Annotated in this window: 18 protein-coding genes; all 18 read left to right on the top strand. The window is 64.0% G+C overall.

The window, feature by feature from the left end; translation table 11 throughout:
- Window positions 1–23: 23 nt before the first annotated feature.
- The 18 genes from QM596_RS13175 (at window position 24) to QM596_RS13090 (ending at window position 21,985) form a co-directional block, all read left to right on the top strand.
- Window positions 24–3,428: a pyruvate carboxylase gene (locus tag QM596_RS13175; protein ID WP_019747950.1), complete on the top strand. Its 3,405-nt coding sequence runs from the start codon at window positions 24–26 to the stop codon at window positions 3,426–3,428.
- Entirely contained in the window at window positions 3,425–3,991 is a 567-nt protein-coding gene (gene rsmD / locus QM596_RS13170) for a 16S rRNA (guanine(966)-N(2))-methyltransferase RsmD (RefSeq protein ID WP_003942746.1), read from the top strand. Before QM596_RS13175 ends, rsmD begins: the two co-directional genes overlap by 4 nt.
- On the top strand, window positions 3,988–4,482 hold the full coding sequence (gene coaD / locus QM596_RS13165) for a pantetheine-phosphate adenylyltransferase (protein ID WP_003942776.1): 495 nt from the start codon (window positions 3,988–3,990) through the stop codon (window positions 4,480–4,482). Before rsmD ends, coaD begins: the two co-directional genes overlap by 4 nt.
- A gap of 131 nt (window positions 4,483–4,613) precedes the next feature.
- Complete coding sequence (locus tag QM596_RS13160; RefSeq protein ID WP_003942696.1) at window positions 4,614–5,375, top strand: DivIVA domain-containing protein; 762 nt, start codon at window positions 4,614–4,616, stop codon at window positions 5,373–5,375.
- 189 nt (window positions 5,376–5,564) lie between these two features.
- The gene (locus tag QM596_RS13155) at window positions 5,565–6,125 is read left to right on the top strand and encodes a YceD family protein (RefSeq protein ID WP_007729319.1); all 561 of its coding nucleotides are present in this window, start codon (window positions 5,565–5,567) and stop codon (window positions 6,123–6,125) included.
- A gap of 2 nt (window positions 6,126–6,127) precedes the next feature.
- Window positions 6,128–6,310 carry a 50S ribosomal protein L32 gene (gene rpmF / locus QM596_RS13150; protein WP_007729318.1) on the top strand — a complete coding sequence of 61 codons (183 nt, stop codon included), beginning with the start codon at window positions 6,128–6,130 and terminating at the stop codon, window positions 6,308–6,310.
- A gap of 19 nt (window positions 6,311–6,329) precedes the next feature.
- Window positions 6,330–7,103: a ribonuclease III gene (gene rnc, locus QM596_RS13145; RefSeq protein WP_133729149.1), complete on the top strand. Its 774-nt coding sequence runs from the start codon at window positions 6,330–6,332 to the stop codon at window positions 7,101–7,103.
- Window positions 7,104–7,111: 8 nt separating this feature from the next.
- Window positions 7,112–7,981: a bifunctional DNA-formamidopyrimidine glycosylase/DNA-(apurinic or apyrimidinic site) lyase gene (gene mutM / locus QM596_RS13140; RefSeq protein ID WP_019747953.1), complete on the top strand. Its 870-nt coding sequence runs from the start codon at window positions 7,112–7,114 to the stop codon at window positions 7,979–7,981.
- 41 nt (window positions 7,982–8,022) lie between these two features.
- Window positions 8,023–8,475, top strand: coding sequence for an OsmC family protein (locus tag QM596_RS13135; protein WP_020907278.1), 453 nt, complete (start codon window positions 8,023–8,025; stop codon window positions 8,473–8,475).
- Window positions 8,475–9,398: an SMP-30/gluconolactonase/LRE family protein gene (locus tag QM596_RS13130; protein ID WP_283309186.1), complete on the top strand. Its 924-nt coding sequence runs from the start codon at window positions 8,475–8,477 to the stop codon at window positions 9,396–9,398. Before QM596_RS13135 ends, QM596_RS13130 begins: the two co-directional genes overlap by 1 nt.
- Before the next feature lie 5 nt (window positions 9,399–9,403).
- Entirely contained in the window at window positions 9,404–9,688 is a 285-nt protein-coding gene (locus tag QM596_RS13125) for an acylphosphatase (RefSeq protein WP_283309185.1), read from the top strand.
- Between the two features lie 26 nt (window positions 9,689–9,714).
- Window positions 9,715–13,302 (top strand): chromosome segregation protein SMC, encoded by a 3,588-nt coding sequence (gene smc, locus QM596_RS13120; protein ID WP_283309184.1) that lies wholly within the window; start codon window positions 9,715–9,717, stop codon window positions 13,300–13,302.
- 42 nt (window positions 13,303–13,344) lie between these two features.
- Complete coding sequence (gene ftsY, locus QM596_RS13115; RefSeq protein ID WP_029255121.1) at window positions 13,345–14,808, top strand: signal recognition particle-docking protein FtsY; 1,464 nt, start codon at window positions 13,345–13,347, stop codon at window positions 14,806–14,808.
- A 246-nt stretch (window positions 14,809–15,054) separates the two neighbouring features.
- Complete coding sequence (locus tag QM596_RS13110) at window positions 15,055–16,314, top strand: ammonium transporter (protein WP_042450902.1); 1,260 nt, start codon at window positions 15,055–15,057, stop codon at window positions 16,312–16,314.
- 56 nt (window positions 16,315–16,370) lie between these two features.
- Window positions 16,371–16,709, top strand: coding sequence for a P-II family nitrogen regulator (locus tag QM596_RS13105; protein WP_003942772.1), 339 nt, complete (start codon window positions 16,371–16,373; stop codon window positions 16,707–16,709).
- Window positions 16,699–19,206, top strand: coding sequence for a [protein-PII] uridylyltransferase (locus QM596_RS13100; protein ID WP_020907284.1), 2,508 nt, complete (start codon window positions 16,699–16,701; stop codon window positions 19,204–19,206). The genes QM596_RS13105 and QM596_RS13100 overlap by 11 nt, the downstream gene beginning before the upstream one ends.
- A 115-nt stretch (window positions 19,207–19,321) precedes the next feature.
- A complete protein-coding gene (gene ffh, locus QM596_RS13095; protein ID WP_003942713.1) occupies window positions 19,322–20,899 on the top strand; it encodes a signal recognition particle protein in 1,578 nt (525 codons plus the stop codon).
- 3 nt (window positions 20,900–20,902) lie between these two features.
- Window positions 20,903–21,985 carry an amidohydrolase family protein gene (locus tag QM596_RS13090; RefSeq protein ID WP_283309183.1) on the top strand — a complete coding sequence of 361 codons (1,083 nt, stop codon included), beginning with the start codon at window positions 20,903–20,905 and terminating at the stop codon, window positions 21,983–21,985.
- Window positions 21,986–22,182 lie beyond the last annotated feature (197 nt).

Genomic DNA, 22,182 nt, shown 5'->3' with positions numbered 1-22,182 from the left:
TGAAATCGGGGTAGTTTTCTCGAATGTTCTCCAAAGTGCTCGTCGCGAACCGCGGCGAAATTGCGATCCGTGCCTTCCGCGCCGCCTACGAACTAGGTGCCGGAACCGTCGCGGTGTTCCCGTACGAGGATCGGAACTCGATCCACCGGCTCAAGGCAGACGAGAGCTACCAGATCGGGGAGAAGGGTCACCCCGTTCGGGCGTATCTCTCAGTCGAGGAAATCGTCGCCGCCGCCAAGAGTGCCGGAGCCGACGCCATCTACCCCGGTTACGGCTTCCTTTCCGAGAACCCGGATCTGTCGGCGGCGTGCGCCGAGGCAGGCATCAAGTTCGTCGGCCCGTCCGCCGAGATCCTCGAGTTGACCGGAAACAAGGCTCGGGCCATCGCAGCGGCAAAGGCCGCCGGTCTCCCCGTGCTCGCGTCGTCGGAGCCGTCAGCGGACATCGACGAGTTGCTCGCGGCCGCCGAGGACATGACCTTCCCGATCTTCGTCAAGGCCGTTGCCGGCGGCGGTGGACGCGGAATGCGCCGCGTTGCGGAGCGCTCACAGCTCAAGGAATCGATCGAAGCCGCAGCGCGCGAAGCGGAATCGGCCTTCGGCGATTCGACGGTCTTCCTCGAGCAGGCCGTCATCGACCCCCGGCACATCGAAGTGCAGATCCTCGCCGACGAGCAGGGCAACGTCATCCACCTCTTCGAGCGTGACTGCTCGCTGCAGCGTCGCCACCAGAAGGTGATCGAGCTTGCTCCGGCGCCCAATCTCTCGGAAGAGTTGCGCGCCAAGATCTGTGCCGACGCCGTCGCCTTCGCGAAGGAGATCGGGTACACGTGCGCGGGTACCGTCGAGTTCCTCCTCGACAAGCGCGGCAATCACGTCTTCATCGAGATGAACCCGCGAATTCAGGTGGAGCACACCGTCACCGAAGAAGTGACGGACGTGGACCTGGTCCAGTCGCAGCTCAAGATCGCGTCCGGTTCGACGCTTGCAGAGCTTGGTCTGTCACAGGACACGATCAAGCTTCGCGGCGCGGCGCTGCAGTGCCGCATCACCACGGAGGATCCGGCCAACGGATTCCGCCCGGACACGGGCCGCATCACCGCGTACCGCACCCCGGGCGGAGCCGGTATCCGCCTGGACGGCGGCGCCACGCTCGGAGCCGAGGTCGGCGCGTACTTCGACTCGATGCTGGTCAAGCTCACCTGCCGTGGTCGTGACCTCGAAGCCGCTGTCGCGAGGGCTCGCCGCGCGGTCACCGAGTTCCGCATTCGTGGCGTCTCGACCAACATTCCGTTCTTGCAGGCGGTTCTCGACGACCCGGACTTCCGTGCTGGACGCGTGACGACCTCCTTCATCGAGGAACGTCCTCAGCTGCTGACTCTGCGTTCTTCGGCAGACCGCGGCACGAAGATCCTGACCTACCTCGCGGATGTCACTGTCAACAAGCCTCACGGTGAGCGGCCCTCGGCGGTGTACCCGCAGGACAAGCTGCCCAAGATCGATCTTTCGACGCCTCCTCCTGCCGGTAGCCGTCAGCGCCTGCTCGAACTCGGACCCGAAGGTTTTGCGAAGGCACTGCGTGAGCAGAAGGCCGTCGGCGTCACCGACACCACCTTCCGTGACGCGCACCAGTCGTTGTTGGCCACGCGAGTTCGGACCAGCGGACTGCTCGGAGTAGCCGGGCACGTTGCGCGGTTGACGCCGGAACTGCTCTCGATCGAAGCCTGGGGCGGCGCGACCTATGATGTGGGACTTCGCTTCCTGCACGAGGATCCGTGGTACCGGCTCGCTGCACTCCGTGAAGCGATCCCGAACATCTGCCTTCAGATGCTTCTTCGCGGCCGAAACACGGTGGGCTACACGCCGTATCCCGAAAAGGTCACGCGCGCATTTGTTCAGGAAGCCACCGACACCGGTATCGACATCTTCCGAATCTTCGACGCGCTCAACAACGTCGACCAGATGCGGCCTGCGATCGACGCGGTGCGTGAGACCGGAACGGCCCTCGCGGAGGTGGCGCTGAGCTACACCGGTGATCTGTCGGATCCGAACGAAACTCTGTACACGCTCGACTACTACCTGAAGTTGGCCGAAGAGATCGTCGATGCCGGCGCTCACGTGCTCGCGATCAAGGACATGGCAGGCCTGCTGCGCGCGCCGGCAGCTACCAAGCTGGTGACGGCGCTACGCAGCAACTTCGATCTGCCGGTTCACGTTCACACGCACGACACTCCCGGTGGACAGCTGGCCACGTACTTCGCAGCGTGGCAGGCGGGCGCCGACGCAGTCGACGGTGCTTCCGCGGCACTGGCCGGAACCACCAGCCAGCCTGCGCTCTCGGCCATCGTCGCCGCTGCCGCGCACTCCGAGTTCGACACCGGACTGAACCTGCAGAACGTGTGCGACCTCGAGCCGTACTGGGAGGCGCTGCGAAAGGTGTACGCGCCGTTCGAATCCGGATTGCCGGCGCCGACGGGTCGCGTGTACACGCACGAGATTCCGGGAGGCCAGCTCTCCAACCTCCGGACGCAGGCCGTTGCTCTCGGTCTCGGCGACCGGTTCGAAGAGGTCGAAGCCAAGTACGCCGACGCGGACCGCATGCTCGGGCATCTTGTGAAGGTGACGCCGTCGTCGAAGGTCGTCGGCGACCTCGCGCTCCATCTTGTCGGTGCCGGTGTGCCTTCGGAGGAGTTCGCCGCAGATCCGGCGAAGTTCGACATTCCCGACTCCGTGGTGGGCTTCCTGCGCGGTGAACTCGGTACGCCTCCCGGTGGTTGGCCGGAACCGTTCCGCAGCAAGGCACTCGAAGGACGTGGCCAGGCCAAGCCGGAAGCGACGTTGTCCGCTGAGGACGAGGTGCTGCTAGAGGGCTCGTCGAAGGACCGTCAGGCGACGCTGAACCGTCTGCTGTTCCCCGGCCCGACAAAGGAATTCCTCGAACACCGCGAGAAGTACGGTGACACGTCGCGGCTTTCGGCAAACCAGTTCTTCTACGGTTTGCGGCGCGGCGACGAGCACCGGGTCGAGTTGGCTCCCGGCGTGGAGCTGATCATCGGTCTCGAGGCGATCTCCGAGCCCGACGAGCGCGGCTACCGCACTGTCATGTGCATCCTGAACGGCCAGCTGCGCCCGGTCTCGATCCGCGATCGCTCCATTGCCAGTGACGTACCGGTGGCGGAGAAGGCCGACAAGAACAACCCGGGCCACGTGGCTGCACCGTTCGCGGGCGTCGTGACGCTCGCGGTCAAGGAAGGCCAGAAGATCGAGGCCGGCGACACCGTGGCCACGATCGAAGCGATGAAGATGGAAGCGGCGATCACCTCGCCGCGCGCCGGCGTCGTCTCGCGGATCGCGATCAGCGCCGTCCAACAGGTCGAGGGCGGAGACCTGCTGGTAGTCGTCTCGACGGGGGAGAGCGCCGCAGAGTGACACGCATCATCTCGGGACTCGCGGGCGGTCGACGCCTGCGAGTCCCGCCGAGCGGCACCCGTCCGACGTCGGATCGGGTTCGTGAGGCGCTGTTCAGTGCTCTCGAAGCGCGCATCGATCTCGAAGGGTGCGCGGTTCTCGACCTCTTTGCGGGTTCGGGTGCTCTCGGCCTCGAGGCGCTCTCGCGGGGAGCCGAGCACGTTGTTCTCGTGGAATCCGATGCCAAGGCTGCTGCCGTCATCAAGGCGAACATCGGCACTGTCGCGTTGCCGGGGGCGACGGTTCGCGCCGCTCCGGTTGCGGCCGTGGTCTCGGGTCCGAGTGCGCGTGAATACGACATCGTGATCGCGGACCCACCGTATGCGGTAACCGACGAGGCCGTCGTGTCCATGCTCGCTGATCTGCAGGCCAACAAATGGGTGGGGGAGGGCACGATCGTGGTACTCGAACGATCGTCGCGCTCCCCGGAGACCGTGTGGCCTCAGGGCTACGAGCCGATCAAGGCCAAGAACTACGGTGAAGCCCGCATCGAGCTGGCCACCTGCTACGGTCTGGACTCATGACTGGCGCCGTCTGCCCCGGATCCTTCGACCCTGTGACCAACGGTCACCTCGACGTAATCGGAAGAGTTGCTGCGCAATTCGACGAGGTCGTGGTCACCGTGCTGATCAACAAGAGCAAGCGTGGCATGTTCACGATCGACGAGCGGATCGAGATGCTCGAAGACGCGACGAGCCACCTGCCCAACGTTCGCGTCACGTCGTGGCACGGATTGTTGGTCGACTACGCGAAACAAGAAGGACTCAGCGCGATCGTCAAGGGTCTGCGCGGCGCGAACGACTTTGATTACGAGCTGCAGATGGCTCAGATGAATCAGAAGCTCACGGGCGTCGACACGCTCTTCGTTGCCACGAACCCGACCTACAGCTACCTGTCGAGTTCTCTGGTGAAGGAAGTTGCGACCTTCGGCGGCGACGTCTCCGACATGCTCCCGGCCAAGGTGCATTCTCGGCTACTCGCGCGTATCGCCGAACGAGCAGCCGAAAACAGCTGATCCCCGACACACCGACCACGACGACACCCCGTTGGCCGTTCTTCCGGCAAACTTGGACAGGAACGGGCACAGGTCCGAGTGGACCGGTGACGATGTGGGCCGATTTCGGCCGGTAGAGATTGGGGTTGCTTGTGTACCGCGTATTCGAGGCACTGGACGAACTGGTCGCAATTGTCGAAGAGGCGCGCGGTGTTCCCATGACCGCAGGGTGTGTTGTGCCTCGCGGTGACGTACTCGAGCTACTCGACGACGTCCGGGACGCAATTCCGAGTGAGCTGGACGACGCTCAGGACGTCCTCGATCATCGCGACAAATTGGTCGGTGACGCGCGAGCAAACGCCGAGAAGACAGTCAGCAGCGCCAATGCCGAGGCAACCTCGACTGTCGAGAACGCACGCGACGACGCCGACCGGATTCTGTCCGATGCCAAGGCTCAGGCCGATCGCATGGTTGCCGAAGCACGCGCGCACGCCGATCAGTTGGTCGAGGACGCCGAAGCAGAAGCGGAACGGACCGTCACCGACGGCCGTCGTGAGTACGAGGCCGTCACCGGACGGGCGCGTGCCGAGGCCGATCGGATGATCGAGTCCGGCCAGGCCTCGTACGAACATTCAGTGGCGGAGGGAACGGCGGAGCAGGCTCGTCTGGTGTCGCAGACCGAGGTTGTCCAGTCAGCTCACGCGGAATCCGCGCGAGTGATCGACGCCGCTCATGCCGAGTCCGACAGGATGCGTTCGGAGTGTGACCTGTACGTGGACACCAAGTTGGCCGAGTTCGAAGAGTTCCTCACCGGAACGGTTCGATCGGTCGGGCGTGGTCGTCAACAGCTTCGAACAGGTTCGGGAGTCCCCGACTACCAGGACGACGATCGTCGTTCGGAGCGTCGTCGCTAGAGCGAACGAGACAGTCGAGGGTGGGTCGTCCGATATGGGGCGGCCCACTTTTTCGTGGACGGAATTGGGATTTGCGTTGTAGCTGCCGTATTGTGGAGTGGTTGCCCATACCAGTTTCAACAGTTAGGTGAGTTCTCTTTGTCAACGCATCGTCGTAGTTCGTCGCATCAGTCAAGTGATGCGGGATTTTTGCTGGACACGGTCAAGCTCGGTCGTCGTCCAGGGTCGATGCGTACCGTCGAGAGAACAATTCAGTCCCCGAACCGTATCGGTCTCGATCTGATCGCGATCGAAGCGGGCGCGGACATAGATCTCGATCTTCGTCTCGAAGCAGTGTCCGAAGGCGTTCTCGTCACCGGAAACGTGCACGCACCCACCAAGGGTGAATGCTCGCGGTGCCTTGAACCTTTCACCGACACCGTGGACATCTATCTCACGGAGTTGTTCGCTTACCCGGACAGCACCACCGAGGAGACGACGGAAGAGGGAGAGGTCTACGCGGTCGAAGACGACGAAATCGACCTCGAACCGGTCATCGTCGATGCAGTCGGTCTGGCGCTTCCGCTCCAGCCTCTGTGCAGTGACGATTGCCTGGGATTGTGCTCAGAATGTGGCATTCGCCTGGCGATTGCGGAATCTGGGCATGGGCATGACATACTTGATCCTCGCTGGGCTGGTCTCGCGGCCAAATTTGGCGTGGAATCAAACACCAGCGAAAATCTTGTGATCACCGAAGCCGAGGAGAAGTAGAAGTGGCTGTCCCCAAGCGCAAAATGTCGCGATCCAACACGCGGTCGCGTCGTAGCCAGTGGAAGACCACTGTGCCCACCCTCGTTACCTGCCCCAACCGTGGCTGTGGCGAGCAGACCCTTCCCCACATCGCATGCCCGTCATGCGGTACTTACAAGGGCCGCCAGGTAACCGCTGCTGTCTAGTTCTCCCCGGAGAAAGACTATGACGAGCGAAAATACAGTTTCAGCCGCCGGCGGCGAGGGCAATCACGACAAGCTCCTCGCCGCTGTCGGCGTAGATATAGAGCCCGGTCTTCTGACCCTGGCTCTCACGCACCGCTCGTACGCGTACGAGCACGGCGGTCTGCCCACGAACGAGCGCCTCGAATTTCTCGGGGATTCCGTTCTCGGCGTCACGGTGACCGAAAATCTTTATCTGTCCCACCCGGACAAATCCGAAGGTGATCTGGCGAAGATTCGTGCCAGCGTGGTCAACATGCATGCACTCGCCGAGGTTGCCAGGACTCTGGGTGAAGGTGGACTCGGAGCTCACCTGCTGCTGGGTAAGGGCGAGGAAATGACGGGCGGCCGTGACAAGCCATCCATCCTCGCCGACGGTATGGAGTCGATTCTCGGCGCCATACACCTGCAGCACGGCATCGATACTGCGAGACGTGTTGTTCTCGATCTGTTCGACGATCTACTCACTCGCGCACCGCTTCTCGGCGCGGGTCTGGATTGGAAGACGAGTCTGCAGGAACTGACCGCAGAACACGGTGCCGGAGTTCCCGTCTACGAGATCACCGCTACCGGACCCGATCACGACAAGGAATTCACGGCCACAGTTCTCATCAGTGGCAAGCCCTTGGGCGTCGGTGTCGGTCGTTCCAAGAAGGAAGCCGAGCAGAAGGCAGCAAGTTCGGCATGGAAGACGATGTCGGAGAATGCCGCTGCTAGCGCAGTCGCTGCTGACAACCCGTCTGATCTCGCCGGCTGAGTTCACTCTTGCCTGAGCTTCCCGAAGTCGAAGTCGTTCGCCGCGGCCTACAGTCTCATGCTGTAGGTGCGGCGATCGAGGCCGTCGAGGTCCTCCATCCCCGCGCGATCAGGCGCCACATTCTCGGTTCCGAGGACTTGATCGGCCAACTCACCGGGCAGACCATCGCTTCGGCAGAGCGTCGCGGCAAGTATCTGTGGCTGGTTCTCGAGCCTGCCGGTGTCGGACTGGTGGTTCATCTCGGGATGAGCGGACAGATGTTGGTCCAACCCCCGACAGTCGACTGGGAAAAGCACCTACGCATTAGGTTGGCCCTCGATTCCGGGGCTGATCTTCGATTCGTCGACCAGCGGACCTTTGGTGGCTGGTCGATTTCACCCCTCGTCGAGGTCGACGGAACGATGCTGCCCGAGTCGGTGGCGCACATCGCTCGCGATCCCATGGATGCTGCGTTCGATCTCGAATCCGTCGTGAAAGTCCTGCGGGGCAAGCACACCGAGATCAAGCGGGCGATTCTCGACCAGACAGTGGTCTCCGGAATCGGAAACATCTACGCCGACGAATCATTGTGGCGTGCAAAGATTCACGGCAACCGAATCGCCGAATCGCTCACCAGGCCCAAACTTCGAGAACTGTTGACCGCGGCGCACTCGGTGATGGGCGAGGCGCTCGATCAGGGCGGTACGTCCTTCGACGCGCTGTACGTGAACGTCAACGGGGAATCGGGCTACTTCGACCGGTCGCTGTCGGCGTACGGGCAGGAGAATCTTCCGTGCCCGCGATGCGGCGCGCCGATCAAGCGTGAGAAGTTCATGAATCGATCGTCGTTCAGTTGCCCGCGGTGTCAGCCGACCCCGAGGGCACGGCGAATCGCCTAGGTCTCCGCCCCTTCGGTTCGGCGGAGTGGCAAGATTGCGTCATGGCTGAACAGACTCCAGACAACACTGCAACCGCCCCAGCTCACACGGAGCTTTGGGTGGAACGCACAGGAACCCGCCTCTACACCGGCAAGAGTTCGCGCGGCGCAGAGGTTCTCATCGGCTCCGAATCGGTGCCAGGAGTCTTCACGCCCGGCGAACTCCTCAAAATTGCACTGGCTGCATGCACCGGGATGAGCTCAGACTTCCCGATCTCTCGCCGCCTCGGTGACAACTACGACGCGACGGTCCGAGTGTCCGGTGCCGCCGATCGTGAAAACGAGGTCTACCCGCAGCTCGACGAGGTTCTCGAACTCGACCTGAGTGAGTTGGATGCCGAAGCGCAGCAGCGCCTCATCACTCTCGTCGAGCGTTCCGTCGACAAGGTGTGCACGGTCGGGCGCACTCTCAAGGCCGGAACCAAGGTCACGCTGTCGTTCGACACGGAAGCCTGATGTCCCGCGCCGGCAGTGTTGTCGCTGCGATCGCACTGGGTTCCGTTGTGGCGGTGAGTGCTCCGGCACAGGCCTCGGTCCCGGCCGACGGCTCGGACGGTGGTTGCGGCAAATGGACGTCGAGCGTCGTGACGACTGGTGCCGGAATGCTCGAGAATCTCGAATTCGACGGCAGCGGATCGATGGTGTTGTCGCAGTCGGCTCTGATCGGGCCGGGTGCACTGCTGAAAGTGGCGCCGGACGGAACACGGACAACTTTGGTCGGTGACGTCACCGGACCTGGCGGGCTGGTCGCGCGTGACGGTTCCGTGTACTTCACCACGGGCAACTCGACTGTCTCGGGTCTGTTCGGAATCGCCGACGGCAGCCTTCGTAAGGTCGACGTCGCAGACGGATCGGTGACTACGATTGCCGACGGTCTGGTGATGCCGAACGGGCTTGTGCCACTGGACGGTAACCGTTTCCTCACAGCTCGCACCCTGACCCGGCCGGGGCTCACGGTCATCGACAGTGACGGAACCAGTTCGATCGTTCGTGAGGATCTCGGCACCGTCGACGGCCTCGCACGCTCCGGTTCGGCGATCTACGTAACGACCACTTTCGACATGGTGACCGCCGTCCACGTCCTCGACGCACACGATCTGGGCGGGCCGGTGCGAACGATCACGCTCCCCGGGTTCGGTCCGGCAAACATGGCGGACGATCTGACCGTCGGACCGGACGGCGCGTTGTACGTCGCATTCAATGCCGGCGGCAAAGTTGTTCGCGTCGATCCGGATTCAGGATCTTCGTGTGAGATCGCCTCGGGTCTGCCGTTCACATCCGCGGTGAAGTTCGGTGCCGGCCCGGGCTGGGACCCCAACTCGCTCTACACCACCGGTTTCCTCGGCGACGTCCACCGTCTCGAACGTGTGGCGGGCTGAACGTCATGACTGAGACACCGCCTGTGCGGTTGACGGCGTGGGTTCACGGATATGTTCAGGGCGTCGGGTTCCGGTGGTGGACCAGGGCCCGCGCCCTCGAACTCGGGTTGATCGGATATGCGTCGAATCAGCGTGACGGTCGAGTGCTCGTCGTGGCGGAAGGCGAACGCACGCAGCTCGAGAAATTGTTGGAGTTGCTTCGCTCGGGAACAACACCGGGCACGGTGGATCTCGTGGTCGACAGCTGGGGCCCCGCCAGGGGCGACCTGACAGGGTTCGTCGAACGCTGACCGGTTTGGCGGTAAAGTTTCCCCCCATGCACCTCAAGAGTCTGACACTCAAGGGATTCAAATCCTTTGCGTCGGCAACGACTCTTCGGTTCGAGCCGGGGATCACCTGTGTCGTCGGGCCGAACGGCTCGGGTAAATCCAACGTCGTCGATGCGTTGACCTGGGTGATGGGCGAGCAGGGCGCCAAGGCTCTGCGCGGCGGCAAGATGGAAGACGTCATCTTTGCCGGCACCTCCGGCCGCGCGCCGCTGGGCCGCGCCGAGGTGACCTTGACCATCGACAACGCCGACGGCGCGCTCCCGATCGAGTACTCCGAGGTGTCGATCACGCGCCGGATGTTCCGCGACGGCGCGGGGGAGTACGAGATCAACGGCTCGTCCTGCCGTCTGATGGACGTCCAGGAACTGCTCAGCGACTCCGGTATCGGCCGCGAAATGCATGTCATCGTCGGGCAGGGACGGCTCGCCGCGATCCTCGAATCCCGCCCCGAGGATCGACGCGCCTTCATCGAAGAAGCCGCGGGAGTCCTCAAACATCGCCGCCGCAAGGAAAAAGCGGTACGCAAGCTCGATTCCATGCAGGCCAATCTCGCTCGACTCAGTGACCTCACCGCGGAACTGCGTCGGCAACTCAAACCGCTGGGACGCCAGGCCGAGGTTGCTCGGCGAGCACAGACGGTCCAGGCTGACCTGCGTGATGCCAAGATGCGGTTGGCCGCTGACGACCTGGTGACCCGTCGAACCCAACTGAACGACCAGGCGCAGGACGAGAAAGCGGCCCGCGAACAGCACAACGAGGTGGCGTCCGCGCTCGACGAGGCCAACCTCGAACTCGGGCGCCAGGAGCAAGCTCTCGCTCGTCTGACTCCGGGATCGGAAGCGGCAGCGCAGAGTTGGTTCCAGCTCTCCGCGCTTGCCGAACGAGTCAACGCCACCGTGCGCATCGCCCGCGAGCGTGCACGACATCTCGACTCCGAACCCGTCGGCAACCGCGGCCAGGACCCGGACGAGATGGAAGCGCGCGCCGAACGTCTTGCGGCCGAGGAGGCCGAACTCCTCGAAGGCGTCGAAATCGCGCGAGCGGCGTCGGAAGCTGCTCGGGACCAGCTGGCAGCCACCGAAGATGCTGCAGCAGAAGCGGAACGGGCGCACATGGCGGAAGTTCGTGCCGTCGCCGACCGCCGTGAAGGTCTTGCTCGACTCTCCGGTCAGGTCGACACTTTGCGTACCCGCGTCGAATCCGTCGACGCGGAAGTTTCGCGACTGACCGAGGCCATCGACGAGGCTCGTCTGCGTGGGGATGCCGCACAAGCCGAGTTCGACACGGTGCAGGAAAGCATCGGGGACCTCGACGCCGGTGAAGTAGGCCTCGACACCAATCATGAACGCGCCGTCGAAGCTCTCGAGATGATCGACGCACGTGTCGAAGAACTTCGTGAGGAAGAAAAGACGAGCGGGCAACGCATAGCTTCGCTCCGTGCGCGCGTCGAGGCACTGTCGATGGGCTTGCAGCGCAAGGACGGTGGCGGCTGGCTGCTCGAACATCGGCGCGACGACGGCATCACCTCGCTGGTCGGATTGATTCACGTCGAACCCGGCTACGAAGCTGCCATCGCTGCCGCGATGGGGCCGGCGGCGGACGCCGTCGTGGCGCAGTCGCTGGACTCTGCTCGCTCCGCTGTTGCAGCGCTGGCCGATCAGGACGGTGGGCGTGCCTCGCTGATCGTGAGCGGTGAACCGGTGATCAAACGCGAGGCCGAGATCGCACCGGGCAGTCGTCCTGCCGTCGACGTCATCGACTGCCCTGACGAGTTGCGTGCGGGGTTGACCGCAATACTCGATGGCGTTGTCCTGGTCGAGACTCTCGAGGACGCGATTCGAGTTGTTGCTGATCACAAGGGAATTCGTGCAGTGACGCGTTCCGGCGATCTGCACGGTTCGGGGTGGATGATCGGTGGCTCGGATCGGCAACCCAGCACGCTGGAGGTACAGGCGGCGATCGACGCGTCAGCAGCGGAACTGGCGGCAACGGAGAGCCGATCCGAGGAACTCGATGCGGCGCTGTCCGGCGCTCTGGCCGAACAGGCCGCTCGACGCGAGACCGCGGAGCAGACTTTGGCGGCGCTCAACGAGTCGGACGCCGCCATGTCCGCCATTTACGAGCAGTTGGGCAGATTGGGGCAGGCAGCACGAGTCGCCCACGCGGAATCCGAGCGGTTGACCGCCCAGCGAGTGCGTGCCGAGGAGGGCCGCGGTGAGTCGCTGACAAAGCTGGCGGACCTGGAAGAACGTCTGCGTGTGGCCGAAACCGACGGCAGTGCACCGGGACACGGTGCGGAATCGACCGCTGCCGATCGCGAAATGGCCGCAGCAGCGCTGGCCGAAGTGCGCATAGTCGAAATGGATGCTCGCCTTGCCGTGCGCACCGCCGAAGAACGTGCGGAATCCGTACGCGGAAAGGCTGATTCGCTTCGCCGCGCCGCTGCTGCCGAACGAGAGGCACGAATTCGCGCCGAGCGGGCTCTGCGCGCCAGAGCGCACGCTGCGGAGGTTGCAGCTGCCGTCGCCGAGTCGGGGCAGCGCGTGGCGGCCGAACTCGAGGCCGTCGTCGCTGCAGCTCTTGCTCATCGCGACGAGTTGGCTCGGGCCCGCTCCGAGTGCACAGCCAAGCTGGATCAGGTCCGCGAGATCGTCCGGGCACTGACCGGACAGCTCGCTTCACTGACCGACGCCGTCCATCGCGACGAGGTTGCGAAGGCTCAGGCAGCGCTGCGCATCGAACAACTCGAGGAGTCGATCCTCGATCAGTACGGTATCGGCCTCGATGATCTGATCGCCGAGTACGGACCCGACGTCGAACTGCCGCCGACCGCTATCGAAATCGAGGAGTACGAGCAGGCCAAGGAGCGCGGCGAGCAGGTGACCGCCCCCGCTCCGCTTCCGTACGATCGTGCGACTCAGGAACGGCGCGCGAAGCGGGCGGAGAAAGACCTCGCCACCCTCGGCAAGGTCAATCCGCTGGCGCTCGAGGAATTTGCAGCTCTCGAGGAGCGGTACACCTTCCTCTCCACTCAATTGGAGGACGTCAAGACCGCCCGTAAGGACCTTCTTGCTGTGGTCGCAGACGTGGACGCACGAATCCTGCAGGTGTTCACCGAGGCCTATGCCGACGTCGAGCGGGAGTTCGTGGGCGTGTTCGAGAAATTGTTCCCCGGGGGAGAAGGACGACTGGTTCTCACCGATCCGTCGGACATGCTGACCACAGGCATCGAAGTCGAGGCGCGTCCGCCCGGTAAGAAGGTCAAGCGGTTGTCGTTGCTGTCGGGCGGCGAGAAGTCGTTGACCGCGGTGGCCATGCTGGTCGCGATCTTCCGGGCACGCCCGTCCCCGTTCTACGTGATGGACGAGGTCGAGGCGGCGTTGGACGACACCAACCTGCGGCGGCTGATCGGACTCTTCGAACAATTGCGGGAGAAGTCGCAGTTGATCGTGATCACTCACCAGAAACCGACGATGGAAATCGCCGACGCGTTGTACGGAGTCAGCATGCGCGGCGACGGCATCACCACCGTGATTTCGCAGCGACTTCGCGGTCAAGACATGGCCTCGACGTAAGCCCTGCTCACTTTCCGGGTCGGAGCCTGAAACAATGGGCCGGTGACTACCCAGGCTTGGATCATCATCGCGGCTGTAGCGGCCGTACTACTCGTCGTTCTCGTTGCCGGATTCCTGCGCTACCGCAAGGGGCAGGTCTCGCTGAAGGCGCCCGAGACGAAGCCGGAGCTCGGCACCCCCGAGAAGGACAAGTCAGGCGGCTACAAGGCCGGTGGCGGGTTCAACTTCAGTCAAGGCTCGACGGCAACGGCGCCACCTCCGGTGGTTCCGACGCCGCCGGTCGCGGAGAAGCCGCCTGTCGTCGAAGAACCTGTCGTCGAAAAACCGATCATCGAAGAACCTGTTGCGGAGAAGCCGGCCGTCGTCGAGGAGCCGGTTGTCGAAGAACCCGCTGTTGTCGAGGAACCGGTTGTCGAAGAGCCGGTAATCGAAAAGCCGGTCGTAGAAGAACCACCAGTAGCAGAACCTGTTGTCGAAGAACCTGTCGTTCCCGAACCTGCAGTCGTACCCGAGCCCGTCGTAGTTCCCGAACCCGTCGTAGTTCCCGAACCTGTCGAGCCTGCACCGCGCGTGCTGGACGAGATCGACCCGACCGAGGGTCGGCTGGACCGACTGCGCGGGCGCCTCTCCCGCTCGCAGTCAGCAGTCGGCAAGAGCTTGCTCGGCCTACTCGGTGGCGGCGATCTCGACGAGGACTCGTGGGAAGAAGTCGAGGACACCCTTCTCATCGCAGACCTCGGCTCCGCGACCACGGAAAAGGTCGTCACGAAGCTTCGTGAGCAGATGGCGGCCCGCAGCGTCCGGACCGAGGCTGCCGCCCGCGCCCTTCTGCGCGAGGTGTTGATCGCCGAACTGCGTCCGGAACTGGACCGCTCCATCCGCGCGTTGCCGCACGATGATCACCCGGCTGTTCTGCTCGTCGTCGGCGTCAACGGAACCGGCAAGACAACCACCACCGGCAAGCTGGCTCGCGTGCTCGTCGCCGACGGTCGTCGCGTCGTGCTCGGTGCCGCGGACACGTTCCGCGCCGCCGCTGCCGATCAGCTCCAGACGTGGGCCGAGCGTGTCGGCGCTGAAGTTGTTCGTGGCAAGGAGGGTGGCGATCCCGCTGCGATTGCATTCGACGCGGTCTCACGCGGCATCGCGGACGGCGTCGACGTGGTCCTCATCGACACCGCGGGCCGTCTGCACACCAAGACCGGTCTGATGGACGAGCTCGGCAAGGTCAAGCGGGTCATCGAGAAGAAGGCGTCGGTCGACGACGTTCTGCTGGTTCTCGATGCGACGGTCGGCCAGAACGGACTGGCGCAGGCTCGAGTGTTCGCGGAGGTCGTGGACATCACCGGCGTCGTACTGACCAAGCTGGACGGAACCGCCAAGGGCGGAATCGTCTTCCAGGTTCAGCATGAACTGGGTGTGCCGGTGAAGTTGGTCGGTCTCGGTGAAGGTGCCGACGACCTGGCGCCCTTCGAGCCGGGTGCGTTCGTCGACGCCCTGCTGGGCTGACGCCCCGTGCGCCTTTTTGGTAGCGCGAACTACCGAAAAGGCGCACAGGGTCGGTAGAACCCCCTGGCGAAACCTGTTTGCAACAAAGTTGGGCAATTGGTTCACGTCTGCGAAACGCGACAGCGCCATGGACGAAACACCAGCCCAGCACTCTTCTCCTTAACGACGTGCTGCCCGGCACGTGCGACTAGGAGGTAGTAAGTGAGTACCGACGATTTGTTGGCGAACTCCGGTAACGCCGCATGGATGCTGATGGCTGCATCTCTGGTCTTGCTGATGACACCCGGCCTCGCTTTCTTCTACGGCGGGATGTCTCGGTCCAAGTCCGTCCTGAACATGATGATGATGTCCTTCGGGGCCATGGCCGTCATCGGCGTCATTTACGTTCTGTGGGGATGGTCGATGTCCTACGGCACCGAGAACATCGGGGGCATTTTTGCCAACCCGTTCGAGTTCTTCGGCCTCAAGAACAGCATCACCGATGCTGACGGCAACTTCATCGCCGGCGCGTGGGGCTACCCCAACGTCATCGACATCGCGTTCCAGGTGACATTCGCGATCATCACTACCGCCCTTATCAGTGGTGCCCTGGCCGAGCGGGTCAAGTTCGGCACCTGGCTGCTGTTCTCGGGTATCTGGGTCACCGTCGTCTACTTCCCCCTCGCACACATGGTGTGGGGCGGCGGACTCCTCTCGGGCTCCGAGGACGGCATCGCGGCAAAGCTCTTCGGCACCACGGTCAACGACGACGGAGTCACCGTCGCCAACGTCGCTCCGATCGACTTCGCCGGTGGCACAGTCGTTCACATCAACGCGGGTATGGCCGGTCTGGTCCTCGCCCTCATCGTCGGCAAGCGTCTCGGCTTCGGCAAGACCGCCTTCCGTCCGCACAACCTGCCCTTCGTGATGCTCGGCGCCGCACTTCTCTGGTTCGGTTGGTTCGGCTTCAACGCCGGTTCGGCATTCGCCGCCGACGGTAACGCCGGTCTCGCCTGGGTCAACACGACCACCGCGACGTGTGCCGCAGTCCTGGCCTGGCTCGCCACCGAGCGTATTCGTGACGGTCACGCCACCAGCCTCGGCGCAGCTTCCGGTGCGGTCGCCGGTCTGGTCGCCATCACCCCTGCTGCCGGTGCGCTCAACCCCGTCGGTTCCATCTTCCTCGGCGCCGTAGCCGGCATCCTGTCCGCTCTCGCAGTCGGCCTGAAGTTCCGCTTCGGCTTCGACGACTCGCTCGACGTCGTCGGTGTTCACCTTGTCTCCGGCCTGTGGGGCACGATCGGTATCGGATTCTTCGGCACCGCAACCGGCCTCTTCTACGGCGGCGACTACAAGCAACTGGTGGTTCAGATCGTGATCGCACTCGCAGCACTCGTCTTCACCGGCGTTCTGACGACGATCATCGGCTTCGCACTCAAGCCCCTGGGCTGGCGAATCTCGGCCGAGGACGAGGCACGCGGCATCGATGAGACCGAACACGCAGAGACCGCATACGACCTCGCGTGATCAGCACGTGATTAAAGTGAATTCAGGCACTTCAGAGTTTGGAAAGGGATGAGCACATGAAGCTGATCACAGCAATCGTCAAGCCGTTCACGCTCGAGGACGTCAAGACCGGACTCGAGCAGGCCGGAGTGCTGGGTATGACAGTCAGCGAAGTTCAGGGCTACGGCCGACAGAAGGGTCACACCGAGGTGTACCGAGGCGCGGAGTACTCCGTGGACTTCGTACCCAAGGTCCGGGTCGAGGTCGTCGTCGACGACGCGGCCGTGGACAAGGTGGTCGAGGTGATCGTCGAGGCCGCTCGCACCGGCAAGATCGGTGACGGCAAGGTGTGGGTCTCGCCAGTCGAGTCGGTCATCCGGGTTCGCACCGGGGAACGCGGTGGCGATGCACTCTGACCCGAAAGGGTCCGAGAACCTCGGCCCTGGTTCCGTCGCGAAAGCGACGGGGCCAGGGCCGGTCTCGTCAGGGGGATCCGACGAAGCTGCGGACCTGGCCCGCGCACGCAAGGCCCTACTCACCGGAGGCGTCAAGAACAGGAGGCTCGACGCCCCTTCTCTGCGACATGCACTGGTCGATCTGCACGAGTTCTGGTTGACCACCAAGGGGACCGAACTGGGCATCAAACCGGATTGTGGGTTTGCCATCGTCGCCGTGGGTGGTCTTGGCCGACGCGAACTGTTGCCGTATTCCGATCTCGATCTGATTCTGCTGCACGACGACATGGACCCAGCGGTCGTGGCCCAGGTTGCGGACAGCCTGTGGTATCCGCTGTGGGACGCGCACATCAAACTCGACCACAGCGTGCGGACGCTTCCACAGGCGCTTCAGGTTGCGGCCACCGACATGACGGCGGCACTCGGAATGCTCGAAGCACGCCACATTGCCGGCGACGTGGAGCTGAGCAACCTGTTGATCAGTGGTGTCCGTCGACAGTGGCGCATGGACATCCGCAGCCGATTCGACGAATTGATCACCCAGACCCGTACGAGGTGGGAGCGCAGCGGCGAGATCGCCCATCGCGCCGAACCGGATCTCAAGAGCGGCCGTGGCGGGCTGCGTGACGTCCAACTGCTCAACGCCCTGTCCATCGCGCAATTGACCGACGGGATGCCAGGGCTGGGACCCAACTCGCCCGGCGGCGGTCTGGCACTCGCGCACAGGCGGTTGCTCGACGTGCGCACCGAACTTCACCGCGTTGCCGGTCGCGCCCGCGATCAACTGCGAGCGCAGGACGCCGACGAAATCGGTGCGGCGCTGCGGATCGGTGATCGATTCGATCTGGCCCGCCTTCTCAGTGAATCGGCGCGCACCATCAGCTATTCGGTGGACGTCGGTATCCGTACCGCCGGAAACTCCTTGCCCCGGCGTGGTTTGTCGCGGCTGCGTCGCGCGCCGGTGCGGCGACCACTGGACGAGGGTGTCGTCGAGCATGCCGGCGAAGTTGTCCTGGCGCGCGATGCGAGGCCGAAGAAGGATCCCGGTCTGGTGATGCGGGTCGCGGCAGCGGCGGCCACCAACGGCATGCCGATCTCCGCGTCGACGCTCAATCGACTGGCCGACAATGCCCCGGAACTGCGTGAGCCGTGGCCGAAAAATGCGGTCAACGATCTCTTGGTCGTGCTCGGTTCGGGATCGCGTGCCGTTCCGGTGATCGAGGCGATGGACCGGACCGGGCTCTGGGGTCGACTCCTGCCGGAGTGGGGGACCATTCGCGATCTTCCGCCGCGCGACGCCGTCCATACGTGGACGGTGGATCGCCACCTGGTCGAAACCGCCGCGTATGCAAGCGGATTCACCACTCGCGTCGCTCGGCCGGATCTGCTCATGCTCGGTGCGTTGATCCACGACATCGGGAAGGGGCGAGGGGGAGACCACAGCGTCGTCGGTGCCGAATTGGCCACCGCGATCGGAAATCGCTTGGGGCTCTGGCCTTCCGACGTCGCGACGTTGACGGCGATGGTGCGCTATCACTTGCTGCTGCCGGAAACGGCGACCCGTCGCGACCTCGACGATCCGGCAACGGTGCAGCGAGTGGTCGACGCACTCGAAGGGGACGGGACGCTTCTCGATCTCCTGCATTCGTTGGCGGAGGCGGATTCGCTGGCCACCGGGCCTGGCGTCTGGGGCGACTGGAAGTCGTCTCTGATCGGTGAGCTCGTGCGTCGTTGCCGTTTGCTGATGGCGGGGGAGGAACTCCCACAACCCGATCCACTCGCTCCCGAGCAGTTGGCCATTGCCGAGGATGGCGGGGTTCACGTCTCGCTCGTTCCGGCCGAGAATCCGCACACCTACGTCGTGACCGTCATCGCGCCCGACGCGCCCGGGTTGCTGTCTCGGGCTGCCGGAGTTCTGGCGCTGCAGTCGTTGCGGGTGCATTCCGCTTCGCTGGGGTCGCATGCGGGTTCGGCGGTCAATTCGTTTGTCGTCACACCGAGGTTCGGCACACCGCCGCAGGCGGTGCTGCTCAGGCAGGAATTGATCCGCGCTTCGGCCGGTGAACTGAATCTGCTCGAACTTCTCGACGCCAAGGACGAGGAGGCACGGGCAGAGCAGTGGGACGACCCGATCCAGACAAACAAGGATTCGGCGGTTCCGGTGCTCTATTCGCAGGCACCGCCGCGGGTCATCTGGTTCGACGCGCCCGGTGACGGTCACGCGATCCTCGAATTGCGTACCGAAGACCGCGTCGGCCTGCTTTGCCGACTGGCCGCAGCACTCGAACACAGTGGTGCCGACATCCGGTGGGCGAAGGTCGCCACGTTGGGTTCCTCGGTGGTCGACGCGTTCTGCCTCGACTTCGGTGAGGCCGATACCCGCGCGGCGCGAGAGCGCGTCGAGGAGGCGGTGCTGGCGGTGGTTCCGGTGCCACAACCGAAGAAGAAAGAGGATTGACGGACCGGTTTCGGCAGTTACGCCCGCATCGGCTGGGATCGGTGCGGGCGTAGCGGCTAGGCTGGTGCCCGAGAATATCCACGGCTAACTCGCACGACCTTCAGGAGCGCACTCGGTGTTCGAATCCCTTTCCGACAGATTGACCGGATCTCTCAAGGATCTGCGTGGCAAGGGTCGTCTGTCCGGCGCCGACATCGACGCTACGGCCCGCGAGATCCGCCTTGCCCTGCTCGAGGCCGACGTCGCGCTTCCCGTAGTGCGCAGCTTCATCGCCAAGATCAAGGAACGCGCCAAGGGCGCCGAGGTCTCGGGTGCACTGAACCCGGCTCAGCAGGTCGTCAAGATCGTCAACGAAGAGCTGGTCGAGGTTCTCGGCGGCGAAACTCGTCGACTCCAGTTCGCCAAGACTCCGCCGACGGTCATCATGTTGGCCGGTCTGCAGGGTTCCGGTAAGACCACGCTGGCCGGAAAGTTGGCCAAGTGGCTCAAGGACCAGGGGCACACGCCCCTCCTCGTTGCCTGCGACCTTCAGCGTCCCGGCGCCGTCACTCAGCTTCAGATCGTCGGTGAGCGTGCGGGCGCGGCAGTCTTCGCGCCGCACCCCGGTACCTCCATCGGCGGTGGCGAGAACGCCCTCGGCGTGTCCGCAGCCGACCCCGTCGAGGTCGCCCGGGCCGGAGTCGAGGAAGCCCGCAACAAGCATTACGACGTCGTGATCGTCGACACCGCCGGTCGCCTCGGTATCGACTCGGAGCTGATGGCTCAGGCCGCCGGTATCCGTGACGCCGTCAACCCGGACGAGACCATCTTCGTCCTCGACGCCATGATCGGTCAGGACGCGGTCAGTACCGCCGACGCGTTCCGTGAGGGAGTCGGCATCACCGGTGTCGTCCTCACCAAGCTCGACGGCGACGCCCGCGGTGGTGCCGCACTGAGCGTCCGCGAGGTCACCGGCCAGCCGATCCTCTTCGCGTCCACCGGCGAGAAGCTCGAAGACTTCGACGTCTTCCACCCCGATCGCATGGCCAGCCGGATCCTCGGTATGGGCGACGTCCTGAGCCTCATCGAGCAGGCCGAGCAGGTTTTCGACGCCGATCAGGCCGAAGCGACCGCAGCGAAGATCGGTTCCGGTCAGCTCACCCTCGAAGACTTCCTCGATCAGATGATGGCTGTCCGCAAGATGGGCCCGATCGGCAACCTCCTCGGCATGCTGCCGGGTGCCGGCGGCATGAAGGACGCGCTGGCCAACGTCGACGAGAAGCAACTCGATCGCATTCAGGCCATCATCCGCGGTATGACGCCGGCCGAGCGCGACGATCCGAAGATTATCAACGCCTCACGCCGACTGCGCATCGCGAACGGTTCGGGCGTCAAGGTTTCCGACGTCAACCAGTTGGTGGATCGCTTCTTCGAGGCCCGCAAGATGATGGCTGCCATGGCCGGCCGTATGGGCATGCCCGGCGCGCGTAAGCAGGTTCGCAGCAAGAAGGGCAAGAAGGGCAAGAAGGGCGGCAAGGGCCCGACGCAGCCCAAGATGCGCGGAGGATTCCCCGGCATGGGCGGATTCCCGGGTATGCCCGGCGGAATGCCGGCCGGTATGCCCGACCTGTCGAACATGCCCAAGGGTCTCGATCAGTTGCCGCCCGGACTGGAAGGCATCGATCTTTCCCAGCTCAAGCTGCCCAAGAAGTAGTCGGTGGCTGCGCTTCATCTGCGGGGTATCGGTCTGCCCGATGCCGAGCCGATCGAATTGTGGATCGTCGACGGGCTGATTTCCTTCGAGCCGGTGTCCGGTGCGGAGACGATCGTCGAATCGGGTTGGATCACACCGGGTCTCGTGGATGCGCATTGTCACGTCGGTATCCGCTACGGAGGTGGCGGGGGCGAAACCGTCGACGGCTTGCTGGAGCAGGCGAAGACCGAACGTGACGCGGGCGTGCTGTTGCTCCGCGACGCCGGATCACCGGTCGACACCAGGTTCATCGACGAGAGCCTCGATTTGCCGCGAATCATTCGCGCAGGTCAGCACATCGCGGCACCCAAGCGGTACATCCCGGGCTTGCCGGTCGACCTGGACGACGAATCTCAGTTGCCGGCCGAGGTAGTGCGTCAGGCACGCGCTGGTGACGGCTGGGTCAAGCTCGTCGGCGACTGGATCGATCGTTCCGTCGGCGATCTGGCTCCCTTGTGGAGCGACGAGATCCTGGTCGAGGCCATCGCTGCCGCCCACGCCGAAGGCGCAAAGGTCACCGCTCACGTTTTTGCCGAAGACGCTTTGCCCGGCCTGATCAACGCCGGTATCGACTGCATCGAGCACGGCACCGGATTGACGGACGCGACCATCGAGTCGATGGTCGCGCACGGCACGGCCCTGGTTCCGACGCTGATCAACATCGCTACTTTCCCCGAGATCGCGGACTCCGCCACGCGGTATCCGATCTACGCGGCGCACATGCGCGATTTGCACGCTCGTCGGCACCAGACAATCGGTGCCGCTTACGAGGCCGGGATTCCGATCTATGCCGGAACGGATGCCGGCGGTTCGATCAGGCACGGGCGGATCGCCGACGAGATCGCCGAACTCGAAGTTGCCGGATTGACGGCTCACCAGGCGTTGGGCGCAGCCAGCTGGGATGCGCGGAGTTGGTTGGGTGCCCAGGGCATCGAAGAGGGAGCGCCCGCCGACCTGGTGGTTTACTCCGAAGATCCGCGCGGAAACCCCGATGTGCTCGCGAAGCCGGCGCGTGTGATCCTCCGCGGCACCCCCGTGAGTGGTTAGGGAGTCCCTGCACTCTCGAAGCGCGCACAGGGTGGTTTCCGAACGAGCCCACCCATCTGGCACAATGGACCATTGTTCGTCGCAACCGGTTACGTACCGCTGCGACGGTCACAGGATAGAGGCAAAACCGGGCTCACAAATCGTGTGGGTCGCTGAATTGCACGTGACATGCGCAGCACTGTTGTGCGCGCTGAAGG

This window comes from Rhodococcus sp. IEGM 1406, from assembly GCF_030056745.1.
In the GTDB taxonomy this organism is placed as follows: Bacteria; Actinomycetota; Actinomycetes; order Mycobacteriales; family Mycobacteriaceae; genus Rhodococcus_F; species Rhodococcus_F erythropolis.
The sequence above is the reverse complement of the archived record's forward strand: the minus strand, read 5'-3'. Positions and strand labels throughout refer to the sequence as shown.

What these genes read in the sequence shown, in the direction of transcription:
- QM596_RS13175 (WP_019747950.1), top strand. Translation starts at nt 24, where the DNA reads ATGTTCTCCAAAGTGCTCGTCGCGAACCGCGGCGAAATTGCGATCCGT.
- coaD (WP_003942776.1), top strand. Translation starts at nt 3,988, where the DNA reads ATGACTGGCGCCGTCTGCCCCGGATCCTTCGACCCTGTGACCAACGGT.
- rnc (WP_133729149.1), top strand. Translation starts at nt 6,330, where the DNA reads ATGACGAGCGAAAATACAGTTTCAGCCGCCGGCGGCGAGGGCAATCAC.
- QM596_RS13135 (WP_020907278.1), top strand. Translation starts at nt 8,023, where the DNA reads ATGGCTGAACAGACTCCAGACAACACTGCAACCGCCCCAGCTCACACG.
- QM596_RS13130 (WP_283309186.1), top strand. Translation starts at nt 8,475, where the DNA reads ATGTCCCGCGCCGGCAGTGTTGTCGCTGCGATCGCACTGGGTTCCGTT.
- QM596_RS13125 (WP_283309185.1), top strand. Translation starts at nt 9,404, where the DNA reads ATGACTGAGACACCGCCTGTGCGGTTGACGGCGTGGGTTCACGGATAT.
- smc (WP_283309184.1), top strand. Translation starts at nt 9,715, where the DNA reads ATGCACCTCAAGAGTCTGACACTCAAGGGATTCAAATCCTTTGCGTCG.
- QM596_RS13110 (WP_042450902.1), top strand. Translation starts at nt 15,055, where the DNA reads ATGCTGATGGCTGCATCTCTGGTCTTGCTGATGACACCCGGCCTCGCT.
- QM596_RS13105 (WP_003942772.1), top strand. Translation starts at nt 16,371, where the DNA reads ATGAAGCTGATCACAGCAATCGTCAAGCCGTTCACGCTCGAGGACGTC.
- QM596_RS13100 (WP_020907284.1), top strand. Translation starts at nt 16,699, where the DNA reads ATGCACTCTGACCCGAAAGGGTCCGAGAACCTCGGCCCTGGTTCCGTC.